This is a genomic window from Bifidobacterium saguinibicoloris (genome assembly GCF_019331725.1).
Classification (GTDB): Bacteria; Actinomycetota; Actinomycetes; order Actinomycetales; family Bifidobacteriaceae; genus Bifidobacterium; species Bifidobacterium saguinibicoloris.
Genome location: NZ_JAHBBF010000015.1, coordinates 1 through 25,584 on the forward strand (window position 1 = coordinate 1; position 25,584 = coordinate 25,584).

The window sequence follows — 25,584 nt, forward strand, 5'->3', positions numbered from 1 at the left end:
CGCCCGCGTCCCCGCCGGCCTTCCCACCCGCGACGCCTGCCGCATCCAACGCCTTGCGCAGCAGATCCGGCCGCATGCCGTCGCCGTCCGTCGGCACGCCCACCGCCGTGGCGCCGTGCGCGGCGACCATGTCGAGGATCACCGGATACGTGGGCGTTTCGACGACGACGGTGTCACCGGCACGCACGAACGCGTCCATCGCGGCGGCGAGGCCGTCGCCGGCGCCGGACACCATCGTCATCGCCTCCGGATCGTACGGCCAGTTGCGCCGCAGCGCGCGTTCGAGCATCGGCAGGATGGTGGGGCCGTCGTAGGAGTTGACGAACGCCTTGCGTTTGCCGAGTTTGCCGAGGAACGGGCGGATGTCCGGCAGGAGCGTGAGGTCGGGCGTGCCTTTCGACAGGTCGGTGACGGTACCGCCGCGTCCGTCGTCCCACGACGCGTCGTCGGGTTGCGCGGGAGCGTCGTCGGCGCCGTATCGGCGTTCACGCGACTGCGGCAGGATGAACGTGCCCGCGCGCCCGCGCGAGCGGAGCACGCCGGCGCGCGAGAGGGCGTGGTAGGCGCTGGAGACGGTGGCCGGGCTGACGTGCAGGTGGGCGGCCAGGTCGCGCACGGTGGGGAGGCGTTGGCCTTCGACGAGGATGTCCGACGCGGTGAGCGCGGTGATCGATTCGACGATGCGCTGCGGTGTGGCGGCGGTCTCGCGGGTGAGGATGAGCGCGGCGAGCTGCGTGACGTCCGCCGCGGTCGCCGGTCCGGCGACGCGTGCGTCCGGCGGTGTGGCCGTCGCCGGGCGGGATGGTGTGGGTTCCGGGCGTCGCGTCGATGCGGTCGCCGCCGATGCGGCAGGCGGCGTCGGGGTCCCGCCTGTGGCGGTGCGATCCGTAGGCGCGTCGCGTCCGTGTGCGTCGTCCATGCGTCCACCTCCCCCTGCGTCTCGCTTCCGTGCCTGTTGCGTCCGTGTTGCGGCCCACCGTATCCGACGCGTGCGCGCGAAGTACGTTTCGTCGTGTTTCCGATTGGTTTCCGGCAGGGGTCCGGCGGTCGACGGCGGAAATGTCAGCCCCGGAAGGGGAAATGTCCAACTCGAATAATGACATTCAACAACGCAGCCGGACCACCTGGCCCGACGGTCTCATCGAGGAAAGGAGCCATCATGGGACACGACGTATCGGAGGACAAGCAGATCTGGGACGACGCCTACGCGCTGGACCGCAAGCACGTCTTCCACTCCTGGCACGCGCAGCGAGACCTCGACCCGGTCGAGGTCGTCACCGGACACGGCTCATGGCTCAAGTTCGCAGACGGCCGCGAACTGCTCGACTTCACCAGCCAGCAGGTCAACGTGAACATCGGCTACCAGCATCCCAAGGTCATCGAAGGCATCAAGAAGCAGGCCGAACTGCTGTGCACCATCGGCCCCGACTACGCCAACCTGGCCCGCGGACGCGCCGCCTCTCTCGTGGCCCGCCGCGCACCCGAAGGCTTCAACAAGGTGTTCTTCACCAACGCCGGCGCCGACGCCAACGAGAACGCGATCCGCGCCGCCCGCCTGTTCACCGGGCGTGACAAGATCCTCTCCTCCTACCGTTGCTACCACGGCAACACCGGCGCCGCCATCAGCGCCACCGGCGACTGGCGCCGCAAGCCCAACGACTATTCGCGCGGACACATCCACTTCTTCACCCCCTACCTGTACCGTTCCGAATTCTCCGCCACCACGCAGGAGGAGGAATGCGAACGCGCCCTCACCCACCTGGAGCACGTCATCCAGTTCGAAGGACCGGACACCATCGCCGCCGTGCTCCTCGAATCCGTGCCCGGCACCGCCGGCATCATCATCCCGCCCAAGGACTACTTCAAGGGCGTGCGCGAGATCACCAAGAAGTACGGCATCCTCATGATCACCGACGAGGTCATGGCCGGCTTCGGCCGTACCGGCTTCTGGTTCGCGCTCGACGACTACGGCTACACGCCCGACATCATCTCCTTCGCCAAGGGCTGCAACTCCGGCTACGTGCCCGCAGGCGGCGTCATCCTCAGCGACCCCGTGGCCCACCACTTCGACGACGTGGTCTTCCCCGGAGGCCTCACCTACTCCGGCCACCCGCTCGCCATGGGCGCGATCGTCGCCACCCAGGAGGCCATGGAGGAGGAGCACATCGTCGACAACGCCTACAACGTCGGCAAGACCGTGCTCGGCCCGAAGCTCACCGCCCTCTACGACAAGCACCCGAAGATCGGCGAGGTCCGCGGCAAAGGCGTGTTCTGGGCCGTCGAACTCGTCGAGGACCGCACCACCAAGGAGCCTCTCGCCGACGCGACCATGAAGCAAATCGTCGCCGAAGGCAACAAGCGCGGCCTCGTCCTCGGCATCCACAACAACCGCATCCACGTCACCCCGCCCTGCGTCATCACCCCCGACGAAGCCTCCGACGGCGTCGACATCCTCGACGAGGCCCTCACCGCAGCCGGCTGCTGAACCGGACGTCGGACCCGTCGGACGAACACCGGACGGACGCGCACGCGGCCGGACGGAACGCAGGATAATCGGACACGAACACACCAAGGAGACAACATGACCAACGCAACGAAACGCGCCGTCGTCACCGGCGCATCCAGCGGCATCGGCGCCGCCACCGTACGCGCCCTCGCCGCCGACGGCTGGACCGTCGTCGCCCTCGCCCGGCGCGAGGCGAAACTCAAGGCGCTCGCCGAGGAACTTGGCGACGCCGTCAGCTACGTGACCTGCGACATCACCGACGAGGCCGAAACCCAGGCCGCCGTCGACCAGATCCTCGCCGGAGGCGGCGTCAAGGCGCTCGTCAACTGTGCGGGCGGCGCCATCGGCAAGGACCCGGTCGCCACCGCAAGCCTCGACGACTGGCGGAACATGTACGAACTCAACGTGATCGGCACGCTGCGCATCACGCAGAAGCTGCTCCCCGCGCTCAAACAGGCGCCCGGCGGCGGCACCGTGCTCGTCATCTCCTCCACGGCCGGCATCGAACCATACGAGGGCGGCGCCGGATACTGCGCCTCCAAATTCGCCGAACGCGTCATGGCGCGCGTGCTGCGTCTCGAACAGATCGGCGAACCCGTGCGCGTCATCGACATCTCCCCCGGCATGGTCGAGACCGAGGAATTCTCCCTCAAACGCTTCGGCGGCGATGCGGCCCGCGCCGCCAGCGTGTACGCCGGCGTGCCCAGCCCGCTCAAGGCGGAGGACATCGCCGAATGCGTGCGCTGGGCCCTCGGGCAGCCCGACACCGTGGACGTCGACTCGATCGTCGTGCGTCCGCGTGCGGAAGGCTCGTACACGAAGGTGTACCGCGAGCGGTGAGCGCGTGACGTGGTCATGGCTGGCGTGCGGTTGCGTCGCGACCGCACGCCAGCCGTAACAGGCCAGAGTGGTGACCGGCCATAACCGCATGCGATGACGCCGACGGCATGTTCCCTCGCTGTCGGCGTAATCGTAGTGATGCGGTACGGTATACCGGACGCGGGTGCATCGAAACGAGGTATGGGCGTCCGTCCGCACGGACGGATGTCGGATGCGCCACACAAGGGGGACGGGAGACGCGCGCACGACGTGCGCGCCCCGTCGCGGAAGAACACGGAACGTCGGGAGTGCCGGGCGCAACCGGGCATCGGACGCCACCGAACACTACCGAACACCGGACACCACCGAACACGGAAGAAGAGGGAACATCATGCGCATCAGGAAACGGATCACCGCCGCGATCGCCGCGACGCTCGGCATCGGACTGCTGCTCGCCGGCTGCGGGCAGGTGGGAGACACCGCGGCCGACACCGTCGAACAGGACGGCAAGGCGGCGGTCGTCACCGTCAACAACGTCGAACCCGCCAGCGGACTCATCCCCTCCGACACCAACGACATGGCCGGATGGAAGGTCGTCACCCAACTGTTCGAAGGCCTCGTTACCTTCAGCAGCACCGGCAAACTCATCTACGCCGACGCCGAATCCATCACCCCCAACGCCGACGCCTCCCAGTACACCATCACACTGCGCGACGGCCTCGAATTCTCCGACGGCGAGAAGATCACCGCCGAAACCTACGCGAAGTCATGGTCGTTCGCCGCGAACGCCGCCAACGGACAGATGGGCGCCGCCATCTTCTCCACCATCAAAGGCTACGACCAGCTGCAGGACGAGAACGGCGACAAGAACGCGCAGCTGAGCGGCCTCAAAGTCATCGACGACAAGACGCTTCAGGTCACGCTCGCCGCACCCGACTCCTCCTTCGACTACAAGGTGGGCGACGTGGCGTTCCTGCCCCTGCCCTCCAGCGCCTACAAGGACATCAAGGCGTTCGGCGAAAAGCCCGTGGGCAACGGCCCCTACCAGTTCGAATCCTGGACGCACGACGGCGAGATCAAACTCACGCCCAACCCCAAGTACACCGGCCCCCGCACGCCGAAGAACGGCGGCGTGACCTTCAAGCTGTACACCAACCTCGACTCCGCCTACGCCGACCTCACCGCCGGCAACCTCGACGTGCTCGACTCCATCCCGTCCAGCGCGCTCGCCACCTACAAGAGCGAACGGTCCATCCAGGCGTTCAGCAAGGCCGGCCCCGGCTTCAAGGCGTTCACCATCCCCTCCGGGCTCAAGCACTTCACCGGCGAGGAGGGCAGGCTGCGCCGCGCAGCCATCTCCTACGCGGTGAACCGCGACCGCATCGTCGACAAGGTGCTGCGCGGCACCGCCACCGCGGCAACCGACTTCACCGCGCCCTCCATCGCCGGATACTCCAAGACGCTGTCCGGTGCCGACGTGCTCTCCTACGACGCCGACAAGGCCAAGGAACTGTGGAAGAAGGCCGACGCCATCTCCCCGTGGGACGGCACGTTCCGCCTCGCCTACGCCTCCGATTCCGGCTCGAAGCAGTGGGTGGACGCCATCGTCAACTCCATCAAGAACGCGCTCGGCATCGACGCGCAGTCCTACCCGTTCCCCACGCAGAAGGACTTCTCCGGCGCCGTGCACGACCGCACCATCGACGCCGCGTTCACCCAAGGCCTCCAGTCCGACTACCCGCATCCGGAGGGATACCTCGTGCAGGCCTACGACTCCGCCTACGCGGACGGCAAGGGTCTGAACAACGGCGACTACAAGAGCTCCGAGTTCGACGGGCTCATCGACGAGGCCGCGAAGCAGACCACGCTCGACGGATCGGTCAAGTACTACCGTCAGGCTGAGGAGGTGCTGCTCAAGGACCTGCCCGTGATCCCGCTGTGGTACGGCAACGTGTCCGCCGGCGCGGGCAAGGGCGTGCTCAATGTGAGCTTCAACTACATGGGGCTGCCCGAGTATCAGAACCTCACCAAGTAGGGGTTGGTTGTTGGCGGTGCTGCCGGTAGTGGTGCCGGGCGGCCGATTGTCGCGGTGAGGACTGTGTTCCTGCGACTATCGGCCTCTGGCGTCATGTAGGAGGCTGATTTCTGCGGTGGTGGAGTTGCTTTCGCGGGAATCGGCCGCTGGGTATGTGTAAGGGGCCGATAGTCGCGGGGAGAGTGTTGCTCCCGCGGATTATCGGCCCCTTATGCGTTTATGTGCTCACACGCTCACGTATTCATGTTCATGCGTCGCGCGGCTGGCGTGTATCCGGAACGTGTCCGGCCGCCACATGCGGCTCACGCGAGGTGGGAGCGCATGAACCACTGGAACTTCTCGAGCTCCTGCACGTGGTCCTGGATGATGTTGGAGCTGACGAAGTCGAGCTCGTCCAGTTCGGCGACGGCCTTGCGGTCGTCGGCGATGAACGCGTCGTAGTACTCGATGAGCGCCTTGAGATACGCTTCGGTGCCTTCGCGGCCCTCAGCGTCGAACGGCTTCCACGTGCGGTTGCGGACGATCGCGTCGGCGCGGCCGTCCGGGGTGCCGCCCAGCGTGGCGATGCGCTCGGCGGTCTCGTCCGCCTGCGCGAGTACGACCTCGACCTGCGGGTCGAGCATCTCGTGCACGGCGATGAAGTTTGGACCGGTCACGTTCCAGTGCGCGTGCTTGAGGACGAGCGCCGCCTCCTGCTCCTGGCTGAGACGGTTCTGCAGGATGGCGATGGCCTTCTCCGAGGCGGCTTCGTCGAGCCCCGGGACGATGAATGCGAGGGTCATGATGGTGTTCCTTCCTTTCCTTGTGGGCTCCCTTGAGGAACTCCGGGCTCCTTCAGTCTACATGAATCCGGGGTTCCTGTGTGTGTAGACTTGGCATTGATAGGTTCCGGATGACGATGCCGTCGTTATGGATGCGGTTGAGGTGTGATGCGATAACGTGCGGCCGTCGCAATGATGGATATGGAGGAGCGTTATGCGGTTCTGTACGCGATGCGGTCGAAGAAGCAAGGACGGGGATAAATTCTGCGCGGGATGCGGTGCTCCTCTGATTCAGAATGCGGCCCAGAATGCGGCCCAGAATATGGCTCAGAATGTGGTTCCTCCTGCAGCGCCGGCACTTGGGTCCGTCGGACCCGAGGCAGGGCCGCTTGCACGGGCGGCGGGGGACGACGCAGATGCCACGGTCCTGTCATCCCTGGGGAACCGTCTTCCACCGGTGCCGATGCCTCCCCGTCCGGAATCCGGTGGTCCCGTTACCGCCGCAACGGCTACGTCATCGGGCGCACGTGACACGGTCATGACGGCGACGCCGTCGACGGACCGTACGACGGGCCGTACGACGGGCCATGCGGAGTCGAATCCGGCACCGCGGAACGATGCGGAACAGCCGAAAACGGAAGCCAGGGCAACGGAGCAGCCGAAGACGGGAACCGCGCACGGCGTGACGACGTTTGGTGACCTGGCCCGCGAACATGAGGGGCAGGAGAAGGACGATAAGAAAGGTGCCGTGCACGGCCAATTGTCGGCCGGATCCGTGGCGTGGAACGGAACCAACGGAACCGCGGCCGGATACGGTTCGCGGGGGAACGAATCGTACCGTCGCGGCGCGTCCATCGACACGGACACGTCCGCGGCGGACAGCGGAAGCTTCGGATGGGCGGTGCTCGGGTTCTTCGTCCCTCTGGTCGGATTCATCCTGTTCTTCGTGTGGAGGAACAGCCGCCCGTCCAACGCCCATCGATGCCGCAACGGCGCCATCGCCGGTATGGCGGCGAACATCATCCTCGGACTCGTCCTGCGCGCCGTGGAATATGCCGCCATGCAGAGCCTTGACGAACAGATCACGACATCGCAGTCGGCATCGGCGTCGTCCGGCTCGGACAGCGGGACGACTTCCTCCGACGGCTCTTCCTCTGCCGATTCCTCCGATACCTCCGATTCGGATTCCAGCGCTTCGAGTGACGGCTCGACCGGTTCCAGCGCCCCGGTGGCCAGCGACGCGTACAAGCCGCAGGACGGCAAGGAGTACTACTCCTACGACCGCATCCTGATCGACGACGGCTATCCCAACGGCATCAGCCCGAGCGACCCCACCACAATCGCCGCATTCGAGAAGATTCTGCGTGAGGACACCCTCCCGCTCTACGGCTTCGATCCGATCTCCGACCAGCCGGCCAAGGACGGCGGCGTCGACGTCGGCTGCGACGGCGTCAAGATCTCACCGTCCATCAACAACGGATACAGCTACACCATCAAGTTCAACTATGGTGATGGCACCATCACCTACACCAACTGGTATTATCCCGGGTCCTTCAGCACTCCGGTGGCCACCAAAACGTGGACGTTGGATGTGCTCAGGCCATGTGGTGCGACGTCCTCCGCGGTGAGCTCCATACCTGCCGGTGTGCCGGTCACCGAAACCTACTACAACCAGGACGGTTCGGTGGACAGAGTCGAGCAATACTAGGCATTGCCGGCGGTACCGCTGCAGACGGCAGCCGCAACCCCGTCCCATGACGAAGGCGGTTCCTACCTGGAGGTAGGAACCGCCTTCGTTCGTTCGATGGTTCGTTCGGTGGTTCGTCCGATGGCCCCCGACTCAGCGCTTCGCCTTGTCCTTGCCCTTGTCCGGCGTCTCCGCCGGCTCGTAGTGGTCGGGCGCGCCGGCCTTCTTCACCTGGATGGTGTCGATGCGTCGGCCGTCGACCTTCGTGACGATCATGTCGTAGCCGTCGTCGGAGTGGAGCACGTCCCCCTCCTCGCCCATCTTGCCGGTGTGGGCCAGGAAGTATCCGGCCACGGTCTCGTACGGTCCATCCTCCAGTTCGATGCCGGTCAGGTCCTCGAAGTCCTCCAACGTGGTGCCGCCCTCCACGGTGGCCACGCCGTTGACGAACGCGCTCTGACGGTTGCGTCGCGCGCCGCCCGGCTGGTCCGGCAGGTCGTATTCGTCGCGGATGTCGCCCACGAGCTCCTCGGTCATGTCCTCCAGGGTGACGATGCCGTCGGTGCCGCCGTATTCGTCGATGACGACAGCCAGGTGGATGCCGCGTTTGCGCAGCAGTTCGAGGCTCGGCAGCAGCTTCGACGTGCCCGGCAGGGAGATGCCCTCGCGCGTCACGTCGGACACGGTCCTCGCGTTCGGGTCGCGCACGTCGAGCAGGTCGCGCACGTGCACGAAGCCGAGTACGTCGTCGAAGTCCTTGCCGGTGACGGGGTAGCGGGAGTATGGCATCTCGCGCACGTAGGCGGCCGCGTCCGGGATGGTCATGGAACCGTCGAGGAACACGACGTCGGCGCGCGGGCGCATCACCTCCGCCACGATGGTCTCCGACGCGTCGAACACGTCGTCGAGGATGGTGCGTTCGTCCTTGCTCAGGTTGGTGTTCGTGTTGACGAGCACGCGCAGCTCGTCGTCGGACACCTCGGATTCGGTCTCGTTCGGGTCGAAGCCGAGCAGGCGCACGATGCCGTTCGTGTTCTTGCCGATGAGCCAGATGAGCGGACGGCAGACCTTGGCGAACACGTCGATGGCGGGCACCACCGCACGGGCGATCGCCTCGGTGCGCTGCATGGCGATGCGCTTCGGCACCATCTCCGAGATGACGATGGAGCAGTAGGAGATGATGAGCGTCAGGGTGATGGTGGTCAGCGGCGCGGCGATGTGCGCGGGCACGCCCCAACCCTCCACGACGGGCGTGATGTACGGGGAGATCGACGACTCGCCGAACGACGCGGACAGGAAGCCGCAGAGCGTCACACCGATTTGCACGGTGGACAGGAACGTGTTCGGGTCGCGGGCGATCTTCGCCACGCGGGCGCCGCGGGCATCCTCCTGTTCCATCTGGTCGATCTGCGATCCTCGCAGCGAGACCAACGCCAGCTCGGTGCCGGAGAACACGGAGCCGAGCAGCAGGAAGACGAAAATCAGCAGGATGTTCATACCAAGTGACATGCACCCCACTCTAAGGGAGCGGCACGTCAATGGGGTGCGGATGTGCTTCGGCCCGGCGCATCCTATGGAATCAGGCGTGGGGGTGCGTTTGACTGCCCGATTGCGTCCGTTTCTATAGGATTGGGCGTCTTCGACGGGCGCGAGACGTCCCTCCCTCTCCCTCCTGTAGGATGCGACGGCGGGCGACGATACGGAACCGCCCGCGGTCCGGCATGACATGCCGGGCCGCGGGCGGTATACGGGCGTGTGCGCACACACACGTCAGAAGCTCAAGACCTCCACCAGACCGGTGTCGAGCTGATAACGGGCGCCGACGAGCATGAGCCGGTCCTCGGCCAAGGCGTTCTGGATGACCTCGCTGCGGGACACCAGATCCTCGATGGTGTGCGCTACATGCACGCGTTCGATGTCGTCCTGCGCCTCCAGCTCGGCCTCGCGCGCCTGCCAGACGGACAGGCCCACCGAACGCATGAGAATCGAATCGGATTCGAGGATGCGCTCATCCAACGAGTCCATGAGATCGGCGGCCTCGAGCGAATCGTCGGCGTCGGCGGTGGCCGCGTGGAGCATCTCGTCCAGCTGGTCCATCGCCAGATGCACGGCGCCGCAGCCCTGATGACCGAGCACTACGAGCAGGCTCACATGCAGCACGTCCACCGCGTATTCCAGCGAGGCGAGTACGCCGTCGTCCACGACCTGGCCGGCGGTGCGCACGTCGAACAGGTCGCCCAGGCCCTGGTCGAACACGATCTCCGGAGGCACACGCGAATCCGCGCAGGCCAGCACGGCGGCGTCCGGGTTCTGCCGGTCGAGGAGCGATTCGCGCGTCTGCGCGTCCTGCCACGGGTGCTCCGGCTTGCCTTCCGCGAACCGCCGGTTGCCCGCCAGCATGCGGCTCCACGTGGCGTTCGCCGTGGACTCCTCTCCGTGAGCATCATATGATTCCTGCGATCCCGTGCCGAGCGTCACGTCGTCGGTCATGTGCCCTCCTTGCCTTCGCGAGATGGGAAATTCGCCGATTCCATGATACGGGCGATGCGTCGTCCGTGCGATGCCGTCGGCCTTCCGTTCCGCTCCGGGCTCAGCTCGGTTCGGTTCGATTCGGCTCGGTTCAACGCCGGTTCAGTTCGGTTCAGTTCGGCTCGGCTCAGCGCCGGATGCGCTTGGAGACGACGTTGCTGACGCAGACCCGCAGCATGAGCGTGAAGACCACGACCATGGCCGCCAGTACGACGATATCGGTGCGGAACTGTGCGGTCGTCTGCCTCCACAGGTCGTCCTTGTCGAAGGTCGGCACCTTGTCCAGGCCGTACAGCAGCTTGTTGAGCCCGATGTCCGAGGCGGCCGCCGAGAATCCCCATCGTCCGGGGAACACCATCGCGACCTGTTCGAGACCGTCCCTTCCGGTCACCGGGATCATGCCGCCGGAGAACACCAGCTGCGCCATGACGAGGATGACCAGCAGCGGCATCGTCTGCTCCCCGGACTTCACCAGGGCCGAGCCGATCTCGCCGAGCATGGCGGAGGCCCATGCGGTCAGCCAGACCGCCAGGAACAATTCCGGTACGCCGGAATCGGTGAGCACGCCGCTATCCGGCCCGGGTTTGCCGAGCATGACCGCGGTGATGAGCATCGCCGCCTGCAGCAGCGTCTGGCATCCCATGACGATGAGTTTCGACAGCGTGTACGACGTGGGCGAGAGCCCCACCGCACGCTCCCTGTCGTAGATCGCCCGTTCGGAGATGATGTCCCTCACGGACAGCGCGGATCCCATGAAGCACGCGCCGAGGATCACCAGCGACAGCAGTTGGCTGGGTTCGGTGGCGGCGTCCTTGAAATCGGGTTCGCCCAGACCGTGCGATCCGGGCACCACTAGGGACAGCAGGCCCAGCAGCAGCGGGAGCAGTAGGAGGAAGACGAGCAGCACCGGGTCGGCGGCGATGAGGTGAAGCTGCCTGGTCACCAACGTCAGCATCTGTCGGAACCGGAACGACCGCATGCGTTTGCCGTGTTCGTTGCGCCCGTTGGATCCGTTATGCGCGTCGGGTCCGCCGGACCTGCCGTTGCCGCCGTTTCCGTTATGGCCGCCGCGTGCGTCGCGTCCGTCAAAGGCGCTGCGCCCGTCGTGTCCGCCGCGTGGGGACGTCAGGCGTTTCGCCTGCTGCGTGAGCTGTTCCGTTTCGGTGATTGAGTACACGGTGTCCGGCGATTCGGTGACGTCGTTGAAGATGTCGGCCCAATCCTTGTTGCCGAACGCCTGCCGCATCTCGCCCGTGGTGCCGAAGAACGCGGGGCGGCCTCCGGGGGCGAGCATGAGGACGTTGTCGCAGAGCCGGTCGATGTACGACAGGGAGTGCGTCACGACGATGACCACGCGTCCCGCGTCGGCGAGCCGGCGCAGCATGGTCATGACCGTGAGGTCAAGGGCCGGATCGAGTCCCGAGGTGGGTTCGTCGAGGATGAGCAGCTCCGGTCCGGTGAGCAGCTCGATGGCGGTGGATACGCGTTTGCGTTGCCCGCCGGACAGCCGGTCTATGCGGTTGCGTCGCCGATCGGTGAGTTCCAGCTCCTGCAGGACGTTGTCGATGATTTCGGCGCGTTCGGCTTTGGTGGAGGCGGGAAGGCGCAGGCGTGCGGCGTATTCGAGCGCGGCGTCCACGGTGAGTTTGTGGTGCACGACGTCGTCCTGCGGGACGAAGCCGATGCGGCTGCGGAGCAGTTCGATGTTCCGGTGCACGTCGTAGCCGTCGAAGAGGACGTGCCCCTCCGAGGGCGTGCCGAGGCCGGCGACGATGGAGGTGAAGGTCGATTTGCCGGCGCCGGAGGGTCCGATGACCGCGGTGAGCGTGCCTTTGGCGAACACCGCGTTGACGCCGTCGAGCAGTCTGACGTTCTTGCCGACGACGAGACCGACGTTTTCGGCGATGACCGCCTCCGACGCCATGAACGGCGTGCGGTCGCAGAGGACGCCGTCATGGACGGTGAGGTCGGTGTTGCCGACGGTGACGGTATCGTCCTCCTCCAGCCATATCTTCGCCACCCGGCGGCCGTTCACGTAGGTGCCGTTGGCGGAATCGAGGTCGGTGAGCAGGATGCCGTTCGGCGTCGCCTCCAGGGAGCAGTGACGGCGTGAGACGAGTCGGTCGTTGATGTGGATGACGCTCGAAGGGTCGCGTCCCAGGACGCCCGTCCGGTCGACGTTCGGATCGAAGCGGCCGAACACGCGTTGCGCCGGCATCCGTGACTCCAGAAGCTGCGCCTGGGGGCTGCCCGCCATGACCGTCCCGTAGAGGTTGGCGTTCCGGGTGCGCGGCAGGGGAACCGGCCGTGCCTGAGGCAACGGCGCCGGTACCGGCTGGCGTCCGGTGCCTGCGATGGCGGAGGTGGGGGCGTTCGGCGTCATGTTGCGGATGGCGTGCCGTGCCGTCGGCGGCTTGGGGACGGTGTCCGCCGGCAGGGGGATCGGTTGTGCCGGCGGCAACTGCGTCGGTGCCGGCACCGGTGCCGACGCGACGGCCGACGTCGTCGGGTTCGGGGTCGGCTGCCGCAGAGGCGTGCAGGTGATGGCCACGTTGCGCGACAGCGAAATGGTGGTGGGCGATTCGATCAGGATTCTTGTGACATGCACGCCGTTGACGAACATGCCGTTGGCGCTGCCCAGATCCTCCAGCACCCAGCCTTCGTGCGTCAGGGTCGCCCGCGCGTGATGGTGCGAGATGTGAGGGTCGTCGATGACGATGTCGCAGTCCGGCGCGCGGCCGATGGTCGCGCCGTGCGCCGGCGTGACGGTGTATGCGGTGGCTCCGGCGTGGACGATGAGCATGGACGACGGCATGGTTCGACTACTCCCTGTCTCCTCTTTCGGACTCTGCTCTCTCGGCATATGAGCGTAGCGTGACCTCTGCAGAGACGGGTCGTGCCGCGTGTGCTGCCGCTGTGATGCGGTTCATATCCGCTGTGGGCGTGGCCACGGCGCCGCGCATGGGGCGAACGGATAGGATGGGCCATAGGGTCCGAACCCGTCGGGCCGTCATGAACGAGTCATGAATGACAGTAAGGAACGATGATGACGCTTCTGCAGCATGAGATCACCGATTTCAAGGTCCAGGCATTCCAGAACGGCGAATTCAAGGAAGTGACCAAGGAGGACGTGCTCGGCCACTGGTCCGTGTTCTTCTTCTACCCGGCCGACTTCACCTTCGTGTGCCCCACCGAGCTCGAGGACCTCGCCAACAAGTACGACGAGTTCAAGAAGATCGGCTGCGAGATCTACTCCGTGTCCTGCGACACCCACTTCGTGCACAAGGCGTGGCATGACGCCAGCGAGAAGATCGCGAAGATCCAGTACCCGATGCTCGCCGACCCCACCGCCCTGCTCGCCCGCGACCTCGACACCTACAACGAGGCCGACGGCATGGCCGAGCGCGGCGACTTCATCGTGAACCCGGAAGGCAAGGTCGTGGCCTACGAGGTCACCTCCTCCAACGTGGGCCGCAACGCCGACGAGCTGCTGCGCCGCGTCCAGGCCTCCCAGTTCGTGTACGAGCACGGCGATCAGGTCTGCCCGGCCAACTGGACCCCGGGCGAGGAGACCATCGAGCCGAGCCTCGACCTCGTCGGCCAGCTGTGATCAGTGCCTGTGATCCGGACGGTCCGCTGACCCACTGATCCAAGCGATTCAGACATGACGACGATGGGCTCCCTCGACCGAGGGAGCCCATCGTGTCGTAAGGAGCCTTCGTAAGGAGCTTTCATGACGCAACAATCCACCCAGAACGACCTGTACGACGTCGTCGTCATCGGCGGCGGCCCCGCCGGACTCACCGCCGGACTGTACCTCGCGCGCGCCCGCTATCGCGTGCTCGTCCTCGAAAAGGACGATTTCGGCGGACAGATCACCATCACCAACGAGGTCGTGAACTATCCGGGCGTCGGCCGCACCACCGGCCGCGCGCTCACCGCCACGATGCGCGAGCAGGCGAAGGACTTCGGCGCCGAATTCCTCTCCGCCGAAGCCACCGGACTCGACGTCGACGGCGACGTCAAGACCGTGCACACCACGCGCGGCGACCTGAAGACCTTCGGCATCCTCATCGCCACCGGCGCCTCGCCGCGCAAGCTCGGCTTCGAAGGCGAGGCCGAATACGCGGGCCGCGGCGTCGCCTACTGCGCCACCTGCGACGGCGAGTTCTTCACCGGCAAGGAGGTGCTCGTGGTCGGCGGCGGGTTCGCCGCGGCCGAGGAGAGCGTGTTCCTCACCAAGTACGCCTCCAAGGTCACCGTGCTCGTGCGCGAGGACGACTTCACCTGCGACGCGTCGGTCGCCGCCGAGGCGAAGCGCAACCCGAAGATCGACGTGCGCTACGGCGTCGAACTCAAGGGCGTCACCGCCGGTCAGGGCGGCCTGCGCGAGGCGACGATCCTGACGCGTGCGACCGGCGCGACCGAAACGTGGAAGCCGGCCGACGGCGGCACGTTCGGAGTGTTCGTCTTCGCCGGCTACGTGCCGGCCACGTCGCTCGTGAAGGGCGTCGTCGAACTCGACGACCACGGCTACGTCGTCACGCACGGCTACCTCGAGACGAGCGTGCCGGGCGTGTACGCGGCCGGCGACCTGCGCGTCAAGAACCTGCGTCAGGTCGTCACCGCGACGGCCGACGGCGCGATCGCGGCCGTCGAACTGGAACGGTACGCCAAGTCGATGAGCGAGAAGACGGGACTGGTGCCGCCTCGCCCGACCGCCTCCGCCTACGAACAGGAGGAGGCCGCCGCGGCGACGTCGGCCGCGTCGGGCGCCGGCGCCGCCGGCACGTCGCCCGCCCCCGCGCCCGTCAAGCGCAGCGCCGATGCCGCCGCCGCGAAGGCCGCGTCGCAGCGCAAGCCGGGCGAGCGGTTCTCCGCCGCCGTCAAGCAGCAGCTCGGCGTGGTGTTCGGGCGTATGACCCGCCCGGTCACGCTCGCCCTGGAACTCGACGGCACCCCGCTTTCCGCGGAATTGCAGGGATTCGTCGGTGAGATGGTCGCGCTGTCCGGTGGCAGGCTCAACTCGGTGGCCGTGGATGCGGCCGGTTTGGTCACGGCGATCGACGGCTCGTCCGCGCCGGCCGGTCTGGTCGTCGGCGAGCCGTTGGAGATCGTCGCTGCGGCGGGTGGTGCCGGCGACGGCGACGCCGCGCTGCCGACGTACGGCACGCTCGACGACACCGGTCGTGCCGAATTCGACCCCGCCGGTCTCATGCCGGTCGCGCGTCCGTGCGTGCGACTGTGCGTCGCCGGCGATGGCACGGATGGCGGCCGTCTGGTCTTCACCGGTCTCGCCTTCCATGGCGTGCCGTCCGGCCACGAGTTCAACTCGTTCGTGCTGGGCCTGTACAACGCGGCCGGCTCCGGCCAGCCGTTGGACGCCGACCTGCGTGAGCGCGCCGAGGCGATTTCGACGCCGACCGACGTGATGATCCTCGTGTCCCTCACCTGCACGATGTGCCCGGAGACCGTGCTCGCCTCCCAGCGCATCGCCTCGCTCAACCCGAACGTGCGCGCCGAGGCCTACGACGTCTCGCACTTCCCGGAACTGCGCGACCAGTACGGCGCGATGAGCGTGCCCTGCATCGTCATCAACCGCGGTGGTGCGGCCGGCGACGGCGGCGAGCAGAAGGTCGAGTTCGGCAAGAAGAACATCGCGCAGATGCTCGACCTGCTCGGGGCCTGAGCAGGGAACGAAGCGGTTCTCATTGAGGTGACCGTTCCGTTTCGCCGGAAAGCTTCCCGGCGAAACAGGACGGCCGCGTCGTACCGGGGTTGCTTCGCCGTCAAGTCTGATGTCAAGTCTGATGCCGAATCTGGTGCCAGGTACGCGAATGGGCGCGCAAGTGGGGGATGCGCCCTAAAACACGGGCGAAACGCGCGCCGATTTGTGGCTTTTGCAAGTATCGGCGCGGGTAAAACGGCCCGTTCCGACCCGTGCGTACACTAGTCAAGGATAGAAAGGGATGACTATGAGCGTTCTCGACCGTTTTGAGAAAAGCGTGGAAGGCGCAGTGAACGGAGTGTTCTCCAAGTTCGGCTCCAAGGAACTGCAGCCCGTCGACCTGTCCAGCGCCCTTGAGCGCGAGATCGACAACGAGGCCATGCCGGTGGGCCGCGACCGCACGGTCGCCCCGAACGAATACCGCTTCAAGCTGAGCACTCCGGACTTCGACCGCATCGAGCAGTGGGGCAGCGAGACGCTGGCCGACGAGCTGGCGGACAACCTCACGAACTACGCGCGCACCCAGCACTACGCGTTCGTGGGCCCGGTGGTCGTGATCTTCGAAGAGGACCTCGGCCTGACCAAGGGCAGCTTCAAGCTCACCTCCGCCTCCGTGCAGGGCAACGCGGTGCCCGTCACCACGCCCACGCAGAGCCAGGACAGCCCGCTGCTGGAGATCAACGGCAGCCAGTATCTGCTCACCAAGGAGAAGACCATCATCGGCCGCGGCTCCGGCTGCGACATCGTCATCGACGATCCGGGCATCTCCCGTAAGCATCTGGAAATCGACATCACCCCCAACGGCGTCATCGCCCGCGACCTGGGCTCCACGAACGGCACGTACGTGGAGGGCCATCAGGTCCCGGCCGCCACGCTGCTGGACGGCAACACCATCACCATCGGCCGTACGCGCATCCTTTACTGGGCCTCCTCCCAGGAGCAGGAGTAACGCGCGCGCCGCGTCGTAAGGTCGACCCAGCATGACCGAACTGACATTCGCGCTGCTCAAGTACGGGTTCCTGATTCTGCTGTGGGTGTTCGCATGGTTCGCCATCCGTTCCCTGCACAAGGACATCAGCTCCTTCAGCCCGCGCCCTTCACGCGCACGCCGCCGCAAGGACCGGCATGCCGCGCGCCGTTCCTCCGCCAAACCGGCCGTACCGGTGACGGAGGGCGCGCCCGTGCATGCGCCGGCCAGGGAGCGGCACCGTGCCCGCGGCAACGCCCGTCCGGCTTCCGCCGCGTCCGCCGCCGCGGGAGGCCCATCGCTGCTGGTCATCATCGACGGCCCGTTGGCCGGCTCGTCCGTGCCGCTCACCGGTGAGACCATCACGCTGGGACGCGCCGCTTCGAACACCGTGGTGCTGGATGACGAGTTCGTCTCCTCGCATCACGCACGCATCTATCAGGACCCGACGTCGGGCCAGTGGGCCATCGAGGACCTCGGCTCCACGAACGGCACCGTCGTCAACGGCCAGCGTCTGGCCGCGCCAACCGTACTTCCCGCCCGCATGCCCGTGCGCATCGGCGCCACGACCTTCGAGCTGAGGTGATGAACCGATGAGCTCCTCCGATGACCAGCCGACCACTCCGTTGCAGCAGTCGGCCCCCAGCGATTTCGACGATTTCAACGATTTCGCCGCCGACGACGACGGCGAGACCGTCCTTTCCTCCGGTGCCGGCCTCGCCGCGGCGAACGCCGCGGCCGCCGTGCGGGACCCGCAGGACGCGCAGGCCACGCAGGCCTTGTCACGCCGTCTGTTCCTGTACTCCACCACCGTGTCCGACGTGGGCACCCAGCGTGCGAACAATCAGGATTCGTCGTTCGCTGGCGAGCATTTCGTGGCGATCTGCGACGGCATGGGCGGTCATGCCGGCGGCGACACCGCCTCCACCATCGCCATCCGCTCCCTCGCGCATATCGAACGCGATGACGTGACCGACGACGTCGGCACGATCGCCTCGATGATGGTCACGTCCGTGATGGCCGCGGACGACGCGATCGTGGGCAAGGCCCGCCGGGAGTCCGGTCTGGGAGGCATGGGCACGACCGTCACCGCGGTGGCGCTCGTCTCCGATTGGTGGGTGCTCGCGCACATCGGCGACTCCCGCGCCTATCTGCTGCGCGACGGCGTGCTCAGCCGCGCCACGCAGGACCACAGCCTGGTGCAGCATCTCGTCGACATGGGCCGCATCACCCCATCGGAGGCGAAGACCCATCCGCAGAAGAACATGGTGATGCGTGTGATCGGCGACTTCGACATCGACCCCCACCCGGACGTGGCCATCCTCAAGGCCCACCCGGCGGACCGTTGGCTGCTGTGCTCCGACGGCCTGTGCGGCGTACTCGAGGATTCGACCATCGCCGAGGTGATGAGCCAGCTGTCCGATCCGGGCGAATGCGCCCAGCAGCTGGTCGGCATGGCCCTGCGCGCCGGCAGCACCGACAACGTCACCGCGGTGATCGCGGACGCCACGCTCGCGCTCGACGCGCACGCGTTCGAACTGCCTCATCAGACGCCGCTCGTCGGCGGCGCGGCCAGCGCCAGCCTCGAACCCATCGCGGACATCGTCAACGAGCCGGTGGCCACCGCCCCGGCGTTGCGCGACCTCAATTCGCCGGCCGTGCGCGCGGCGGCGCTCAGCCAGTCGCCCAAGGAGCAGCAGCGCGAGAAGCAGCGCGCCGAGGCGCCGCGCGTGGTCCAGCCCTCGCAGGTGCGCGAGGAGAACGGCGAACGCCACAATCCGGACACCGGCGAGATTCCGGTGGTGCAGAAGTCGGACGGCGTCGTCACCGCCGATCCGAACGATCCCGAAGTGGCGAAGGCCATCCATGAGGAGCGGGCTGAGGCGCAGAAGACCGCGCGCAGCCGTCGCCGCCACAAGCGCATCGGCGTCATCGTGACGATTCTGGCCATTCTGGCCGTGCTCGCGGGCGGCGTGTACGCCGCGTACCGGTACAGCCAGTCGAAGTACTACGTGGGCGAGGCCGAAGGCAAGGTGGCGATCTACCAAGGCGTGCCCACGAACCTGGCCGGGTTCAGTCTCTCGCATGAGGTGGAGCGCACCTCCATCTCCATCAACAAGCTGCCATCCACGTGGCGCGACGAACTGCAGCAGGGCATCGTGCGCGACAACCTCGCCGAGGCGCAGGCGCACGTCAAGCTCATCCGCGCGGAGCTCAAGTCGCTGGAGCAGGAGCAGCAGGATGCGAAGGACTCGTCCTCGGCGTCCAAGGACGCCGCTTCGTCCTCCGATTCCGGTTCGAACGGTTCCTCCTCCTCCTCCTCCGATTCCGGCGCCTCCGACGACGCCACCGGCTCCTCCGACACGTCCACGGAAGAAGGCGGGTCTCAGCAATGATCGCCCTCCGCCTTCGCCAGGTCGCGCTGCTCATCGTCTCGTTCCTGCTGTGCGGCATGGCCTTCTATCAGATGTTCCACCGCACCACCGGCACGGTGCCGCAGCAGTTCGTCGTCCTGTACGGCGTCTGGGCCGGCCTGTCCGTGGCGTTCTGGCTGCTCATCGTCTTCCGTCTGCCGTACGCCAGCCAGGTGGTGCAGCCCTGCGTGCTGCTCCTCACCGGCATCGGCATGGTGGAGATCGCGCGCATCGATCAGGAGAAGGGCACGGCCGTGGCGCAGCGCCAGCTCCTGTTCGTCTTCATCGCCATGGCGTTGTGCGCCCTGCTCGTCATCTTCCTCCGGGACTACCGCATCCTGCGGCGCTTCTCCTATGTGAGCATGGTGGTGGGCCTCGTGCTGCTCCTCTCCCCCATGCTGCCCGGCCTGGGCCAGGAGATCAACGGCGCGCGCATCTGGATCAGGATCCCCGGCATCGGGCAGATCCAGCCGGGCGAGTTCGCCAAGCTGTTCCTCGCGTTCTTCTTCGCCGCCTACCTGTTCGACCATCGCGACCAGCTGGCCGTGGGCGGCAGGAAGGTGCTTGGCCTGCAGCTGCCGCGCATCAAGGACCTCGGCCCGATCATCATCGTGTGGTTCGCCTCGATGGGCGTGCTCATCATGCAGCACGACCTCGGCACCTCGCTCATGTTCTTCGCGATGTTCGTCTCCATGCTGTACGTCGCTACCGGGCGTCTCAGCTGGATCGTCATCGGCTTCATCGCGTTCGCGTTCGGCGCGGTGGCCGCCTCGAGCATCTTCAGCCACGTGGGGGCGCGCGTCGAGGTGTGGCTGCACCCGTTCGACCCGACGCTCTACAACCGCACGGGCGGTTCCTACCAGATCGTGACCGGCCTGTTCGGCCTGGCCGCCGGCGGTCTCACCGGCACCGGTCTGGGTCAGGGGCATCCGGCGCTCACGCCGTTCGCCAACTCGGACTTCATCTACGCCTCCGTGGGCGAGGAGATGGGGCTCGTGGGCTGCATGGCCGTGCTCGCCCTGTACATCATCATCATCGCCTCCGGCTTCGTCACCGCCATGAAGATCAAGGACGGCTTCGGCAAGCTGCTCTCCTCCGGACTGGTGTTCACCATGGCGTTCCAGGTGTTCACCGTGGTGGGCGGCATCACGCTCGTCATCCCGCTGACCGGCCTGACCATGCCGTACATGGCCGCGGGCGGCTCGTCGCTCATCGCGAACTACCTGCTCGCCACGCTGCTCATCATCATCTCCGACGCGGCCAACAAGCCGGCTCCGGAAACCGATTCGGACACGTTCCAGTATGAGGCGCTGGCCGCTCTGCGCGACCACGAGCTCAAGGAACGCGAGGCGGAGCGCGCCGCCATGGACGCGGAGGACGCCGCACGCGTGGCCGGAGCCACCGCCACGCCGGTCAAGCCGATGCCGCCGATCGAAGGAGGCGCACTGTGAACAAGACCCTGCGCCAGCTGTTCACCGCCGTCATCGTCCTGTTCACGGTGCTCGGCCTGTCCACCACCATCATCACCGCGATCCGCGCCGCCGCGCTCAACTCGGACACGCGCAACACGCGCGCCCTGTACCACGAGTACGGCGCGCCGCGCGGCTCGATCCTCGCCGCCGACGGCACCGTGCTCGCCAAGTCCGAACCGGTGAACGACGCGTTCAAATACCAGCGCTCCTACCCGCAGGGCTCCCTGTACGCGCCCGTCACCGGCTACTTCTCCATCAGCCAGCGCGCCGACCGCGGCATCGAGGCGTCGCGCAACTCGCTGCTGTCGGGCGAATCGAACAGCCTGTTCTGGCAGCGCATCAAGTCCACGCTCACTGGCAGCGAGAACAAGGGCGCCACCATCGAGACGTCCATCGACACGAAGCTCCAGACGATCGCCTCCCAGGCGCTGAACAACCAGCAGGGTGCCGTCATCGCGATGGAGCCGTCGACCGGACGCATCCTCGCCATGGTCTCCAACCCCTCGTACGACCCGAACCAACTCACCTCGCACGACGGCGCGACCCTGAAGCAGAACTACGCGGCCCTCACGCAGGACCCCACCAACCCGATGCTCAACAACACCACCAGCCAGCTGTTCCCGCCCGGCTCCACGTTCAAGACCGTCGTGGCCGCCGCCGCGCTGGAGACCGGCGACTACCAGACCGACACGCAGGTGCCCGCCGGCGCCAGCTATACGCTGCCCGGCACCGTCACCGCGCTCACCAACGCCTCCTCCGCAGGCAACGGCTCGAACGGCTCGATGAGCCTCGAGGACGCCCTCGCCTACTCGTCGAACACCGCGTTCGCGCAGCTCGGCGTGGCCCTCGGCCAGGACAAGCTCGCCGACATGGCCACCAAGCTCGGCTTCGGCAGCTCGCTCGTCGTCGACGGCTCCGACACCACCGGCAGCCCGATGAAGGCCGTCGCCTCGAACTTCCCCACCTCGCTCACCGACGACAAGCTCGCCCTCGCCTCCATCGGACAGGGCGACGTCACCGAAACGCCGCTGCAGAACGTGATGATCGCCTCGGCCATCGCGAACGACGGCAAGCTCATGCAGCCCACCCTCGTGGACCGCGTGCGCGCCAGCGACCTGTCCGTCATCAGCGAGACGCACGCACGCACCATGAGCGAACCGTTCAGCGCGGACACCGCCAACAAGCTCACGCAGATGATGCAGACGGTCGTCACCAAGGACGCGCCGTCCCTCGCCATCGACGGCGTGAGCGTCGCCGCCAAGACCGGCACCGCGCAGATCGGTTCCGACAACAGCGCCAACGACGGCTGGGTGATCGGGTTCGCCCCCGCGGACAACCCGAAGATCGCCGTGGCCGTCGTCATCCACAACACCAACACGTACGGCGTGAACAGCGCCGGACCGGTGTTCCGCACCGTACTCCAGGAGGCCCTGCAGCAATGAGACTGATCGAAGGACAGCTGATCCATCGCCGATACCGCCTGGACTCCCGCATCGCGAAAGGCGGCATGGGCGAAGTATGGAAGGGCTGGGACATCCAGCTCGGCCGCCCCGTGGCCATCAAGGCGCTGCGCAGCGACCTGACCAACGCGGAGGCGAAGCTGCGCCGTCTGCGTGCCGAAGCGCACAACTCCGCCAACTTGGCGCACCCGAACATCGCCGCGCTGTTCGAATACTACGAGCATGACGGCATCGGCTTCCTCATCATGGAATACGTGCCCTCGAAATCCCTGGCGGACCTGTTCCACGAGCAGGGCGCCATGGACCCGCTGGAGCTTCTGCCCATCCTCATCCAGACCGCGCGCGGCCTGTTCGTGGCCCACAGCCACGGCGTCATCCACCGCGACGTCAAGCCCGCCAACATCATGGTGGCGGACAACGGCGACGTGAAGATCACCGATTTCGGTGTCTCCTACTCCACCAACCAGGAGCAGATCACGCAGGACGGCATGGTGGTGGGTACCGCGCAGTACATCTCCCCCGAGCAGGCGCAGGGCCAGCAGGCCACGCCGCAATCGGACATCTACTCGCTGGGCGTGGTGGCGTACGAGGGCCTGTGCGGGCACCGCCCGTTCACGGGCGCCACGCCCGTCGACATCGCGGCCGCGCACGTCAACGACCCCGTGCCGCCCCTGCCTGACGACGTGGACGTGCAGCTGCGCGAATTCGTCATGTCGATGCTGGCGAAGGACCCGCTGGACCGTCCGAAGGACGCGCTCGTCGTCTCCCGCACGCTGGCGCGCATCGAACGCCGCCTGCTGGACCAGCAGACCGAACTCAACGATTCCACCATGATGGTGGGGAGCCGCCTGCCGCGCAGGATCGCCAGCTCCCCGCACATCCCACTCGTATCAATGCCCGAGCATAGGTCCGCCGCGGGGAGCGCCGCGGGAACCGTCCCCGGTGCCGCCGCGACGGGCGCAACGAACGCGGCGAATTGGAAGGAGCAGCAATGAGCAACATGCCCGCTTCACTGGCCGACGGCCGCTACCAGCTCGGCCAGCTCATCGGCCGCGGAGGCATGGCCGAAGTGCACGTGGCGCTGGATACGCGCCTCGGCCGCACCGTGGCCATCAAGATCATGCGTTCCGACCTGGCCACCGACGAGATCTTCCTCAAGCGTTTCCGCCGCGAAGCGCATTCCGTGGCGCAGATGAACAACCCGAACATCGTGAGCATCTACGATTCCGGCGAGGAGCTCGTCACCACGGAGAACAGCCAGGTGGAGCGTCTGCCGTACCTGGTGATGGAGTACGTGAAGGGCCAGACCCTGCGCGACGTGATCCACGTGAACGGGGCGCTGAGCCAGCGCGACGCCGAACAGGTGATGCTCGGCGTGCTCAACGCGCTCGAATACTCGCACCGCATGGGCATCATCCACCGCGACATCAAGCCCGGCAACATCATGATCTCCGACCAGGGCATGGTCAAGGTCATGGACTTCGGCATCGCCCGCGCGCTCGACGATTCGGCCGCCACGATGACGCAGTCGCAGGGCGTGGTGGGCACCGCCCAGTACCTCTCCCCCGAGCAGGCGCGCGGCGAGACCGTGGACATGCGCTCCGACCTGTATTCGGCCGGCTGCGTGCTCTACGAGATGCTCACCGGACGTCCGCCGTTCACCGGCGACTCCGCCGTGGCCATCGCCTACCAGCATGTGTCCGAAGTGGCCACGCCGCCGAGCGCGGTGACGCCCGGCCTGCCGAAGATGTGGGACTCCATCTGCGCGAAGGCCATGGCCAAGGACCGCCAGAACCGGTACGCCACGGCCGCCGAGTTCAAGAACGACATCCTGACCTTCATGAACGGCGGCGTGCCCGTGGCGGCCGCGTTCAACCCGCTCACCGACCTGGCGAACATGAAGGCCCGCAAACAGGCCGAGCAGGACGCCGCCACGGTGGCGCTCAACCCCAACGAGCAGGGCCAGTCCACGCAGGCGTTCAACCCGGTGACCGGACAGTTCGAACAGGTGCGCCCCTCCACGTCGGCCGTGGTGCGCACGCGCGCCGAGCAGCGCGCGGCCGCCGCCAAGGCGAAGCGCAAGAAGCAGATCATCATCGGCTCCGTGATCGGCGGGCTCGTGCTCGTCGCCGTCCTCGTGGCCGTGTTCTTCATGCTGCGCGGCGGCGCCACGAACGCGGACATGGCCGAAGTGCCGACGATCACCTCCTCGATGACCAAGGCCATGGCCGAGCAGAAGATCGAGGCCGCCGGCTTCCAGTTCCAGGAGATGACCGACAAGGACTCCACCGAGCCCGAAGGCACGTTCACCGGCAAGCAGACGCCGAAGGGCGGTTCGAAGGCGAAAAAGGGCTCCACCGTGAAGGTATGGTTCTCCGCGGGCCCGCAGAGCGTGCAGGTGCCCGACGTGACGGACATGAGCCAGTCCGAGGCGCGCGCCGCACTGGAGAAGGCCGGCTTCAAGGTCGGCACGAGCGTGCAGACCGAGGACAGCGCGACCATCGCCCGCAACAACGTGACGCGCACCGACCCGGCGGCCGGAAGCCCCTCCACCAAGGGTTCGACGGTTCTGTTGTACGTCTCCTCCGGCATGACGAAGGTGCCGGACGGCCTGGTGGGCCAGCCGCAGGATTCCGCGGTGCAGACGCTCAAGAACCTCAAGTTCACGGTGACCGTCACCGAGGCGAACTCCGACACGGTGGCCTCCGGCACGGTGATCAGCGTGGACCCGGGTTCGGGCACGACCGTCGAGCAGCAGTCGTCGATCACGCTCGTGGTGTCCAAGGGCAAGGAGCAGGTGACCGTGCCGAACGTGGTGGGCCAGACGTACGCCACGGCGAAGATCCAGCTCGAGGCGCTGGGCCTGACGGTCTCCCAGACCGGCTCCACCGGTTCGTCCGACAAGGTGACCGCGCAGAACCCGGCCGAAGGCCAGGTGGACAAGGGCTCCACGGTGACGCTCACCACGCAGGCCTCCAGCACGGGCGAGGATACGGGCGACACGACCGGCAACGGCTCCTCCGGTACCGGAACCGGCACGACCACCGGTCACTGATCGGCTGTCGGCTGACGTCGGCTGTCGAAGGCCGATGCCGGATACGACAAGACCCCTGACGGAATCCCGTCAGGGGTCTTGCGTTACGTACGTCGCGTCGTATGCCGTGCGTCACGTCGCGTGCCGTACGTTGCGTATCGTACGACGCCTG

The 25,584-nt window shown here is 66.7% G+C and carries 18 protein-coding genes; 13 read left to right on the forward strand and 5 right to left on the reverse strand.

What is annotated here, in order from left to right:
• A partial coding sequence (locus KIH78_RS08780) for an aminotransferase class I/II-fold pyridoxal phosphate-dependent enzyme (protein ID WP_219132057.1) occupies nt 1-919 on the reverse strand: 919 nt, incomplete at its 3' end.
• Between the two features lie 240 nt (nt 920-1,159).
• Between KIH78_RS08780 and KIH78_RS08785 the strand changes: the two genes are divergently transcribed.
• From KIH78_RS08785 to KIH78_RS08795, 3 genes are all read left to right on the forward strand, one after another.
• A complete protein-coding gene (locus KIH78_RS08785; RefSeq protein ID WP_214315868.1) occupies nt 1,160-2,485 on the forward strand; it encodes an aspartate aminotransferase family protein in 1,326 nt (441 codons plus the stop codon).
• A 96-nt stretch (nt 2,486-2,581) separates the two neighbouring features.
• Nucleotides 2,582-3,346 (forward strand): SDR family oxidoreductase, encoded by a 765-nt coding sequence (locus tag KIH78_RS08790; protein ID WP_219132058.1) that lies wholly within the window; start codon nt 2,582-2,584, stop codon nt 3,344-3,346.
• Between the two features lie 370 nt (nt 3,347-3,716).
• Nucleotides 3,717-5,360, forward strand: a complete 1,644-nt coding sequence (locus KIH78_RS08795) for a peptide ABC transporter substrate-binding protein (RefSeq protein WP_219132059.1) — start codon at nt 3,717-3,719, stop codon at nt 5,358-5,360.
• Between the two features lie 302 nt (nt 5,361-5,662).
• Here the strand turns inward: KIH78_RS08795 and KIH78_RS08800 are convergent, their stop codons facing one another.
• Entirely contained in the window at nt 5,663-6,142 is a 480-nt protein-coding gene (locus KIH78_RS08800) for a Dps family protein (RefSeq protein ID WP_219132060.1), read from the reverse strand.
• A 661-nt stretch (nt 6,143-6,803) separates the two neighbouring features.
• Between KIH78_RS08800 and KIH78_RS08805 the strand changes: the two genes are divergently transcribed.
• Nucleotides 6,804-7,829, forward strand: coding sequence for a hypothetical protein (locus KIH78_RS08805; protein WP_236034538.1), 1,026 nt, complete (start codon nt 6,804-6,806; stop codon nt 7,827-7,829).
• A 132-nt stretch (nt 7,830-7,961) separates the two neighbouring features.
• On the opposite strand, the gene KIH78_RS08810 is transcribed toward KIH78_RS08805, so the two are convergent.
• The 3 genes from KIH78_RS08810 to KIH78_RS08820 form a co-directional block, all read right to left on the reverse strand.
• A complete protein-coding gene (locus KIH78_RS08810; RefSeq protein ID WP_219132062.1) occupies nt 7,962-9,317 on the reverse strand; it encodes a hemolysin family protein in 1,356 nt (451 codons plus the stop codon).
• Between the two features lie 261 nt (nt 9,318-9,578).
• A complete protein-coding gene (locus tag KIH78_RS08815; RefSeq protein ID WP_236034539.1) occupies nt 9,579-10,298 on the reverse strand; it encodes a carbonic anhydrase in 720 nt (239 codons plus the stop codon).
• Between the two features lie 166 nt (nt 10,299-10,464).
• Nucleotides 10,465-13,152: an FHA domain-containing protein gene (locus KIH78_RS08820; protein WP_219132063.1), complete on the reverse strand. Its 2,688-nt coding sequence runs from the start codon at nt 13,150-13,152 to the stop codon at nt 10,465-10,467.
• 231 nt (nt 13,153-13,383) lie between these two features.
• Between KIH78_RS08820 and ahpC the strand changes: the two genes are divergently transcribed.
• The 9 genes from ahpC to pknB all read left to right on the forward strand — a co-directional run bounded on the left by ahpC (nt 13,384) and on the right by pknB (nt 25,433).
• Nucleotides 13,384-13,947: an alkyl hydroperoxide reductase subunit C gene (ahpC, locus tag KIH78_RS08825; protein ID WP_214315845.1), complete on the forward strand. Its 564-nt coding sequence runs from the start codon at nt 13,384-13,386 to the stop codon at nt 13,945-13,947.
• Nucleotides 13,948-14,070: 123 nt separating this feature from the next.
• On the forward strand, nt 14,071-16,026 hold the full coding sequence (locus KIH78_RS08830) for an FAD-dependent oxidoreductase (protein WP_219132064.1): 1,956 nt from the start codon (nt 14,071-14,073) through the stop codon (nt 16,024-16,026).
• A gap of 286 nt (nt 16,027-16,312) precedes the next feature.
• On the forward strand, nt 16,313-17,014 hold the full coding sequence (locus tag KIH78_RS08835; protein ID WP_214315830.1) for an FhaA domain-containing protein: 702 nt from the start codon (nt 16,313-16,315) through the stop codon (nt 17,012-17,014).
• Between the two features lie 31 nt (nt 17,015-17,045).
• Entirely contained in the window at nt 17,046-17,618 is a 573-nt protein-coding gene (locus KIH78_RS08840; protein ID WP_219132065.1) for an FHA domain-containing protein FhaB/FipA, read from the forward strand.
• A gap of 7 nt (nt 17,619-17,625) precedes the next feature.
• A complete protein-coding gene (locus KIH78_RS08845) occupies nt 17,626-19,428 on the forward strand; it encodes a PP2C family protein-serine/threonine phosphatase (RefSeq protein WP_219132066.1) in 1,803 nt (600 codons plus the stop codon).
• On the forward strand, nt 19,425-20,897 hold the full coding sequence (locus KIH78_RS08850) for an FtsW/RodA/SpoVE family cell cycle protein (protein ID WP_214315833.1): 1,473 nt from the start codon (nt 19,425-19,427) through the stop codon (nt 20,895-20,897). The genes KIH78_RS08845 and KIH78_RS08850 overlap by 4 nt, the downstream gene beginning before the upstream one ends.
• Nucleotides 20,894-22,360, forward strand: a complete 1,467-nt coding sequence (locus tag KIH78_RS08855; RefSeq protein ID WP_214315834.1) for a peptidoglycan D,D-transpeptidase FtsI family protein — start codon at nt 20,894-20,896, stop codon at nt 22,358-22,360. The genes KIH78_RS08850 and KIH78_RS08855 overlap by 4 nt, the downstream gene beginning before the upstream one ends.
• A complete protein-coding gene (locus KIH78_RS08860) occupies nt 22,357-23,373 on the forward strand; it encodes a serine/threonine-protein kinase (RefSeq protein ID WP_214315835.1) in 1,017 nt (338 codons plus the stop codon). The genes KIH78_RS08855 and KIH78_RS08860 overlap by 4 nt, the downstream gene beginning before the upstream one ends.
• Nucleotides 23,370-25,433: a Stk1 family PASTA domain-containing Ser/Thr kinase gene (pknB, locus tag KIH78_RS08865; RefSeq protein WP_236034540.1), complete on the forward strand. Its 2,064-nt coding sequence runs from the start codon at nt 23,370-23,372 to the stop codon at nt 25,431-25,433. Before KIH78_RS08860 ends, pknB begins: the two co-directional genes overlap by 4 nt.
• Nucleotides 25,434-25,584: the final 151 nt, after the last annotated feature.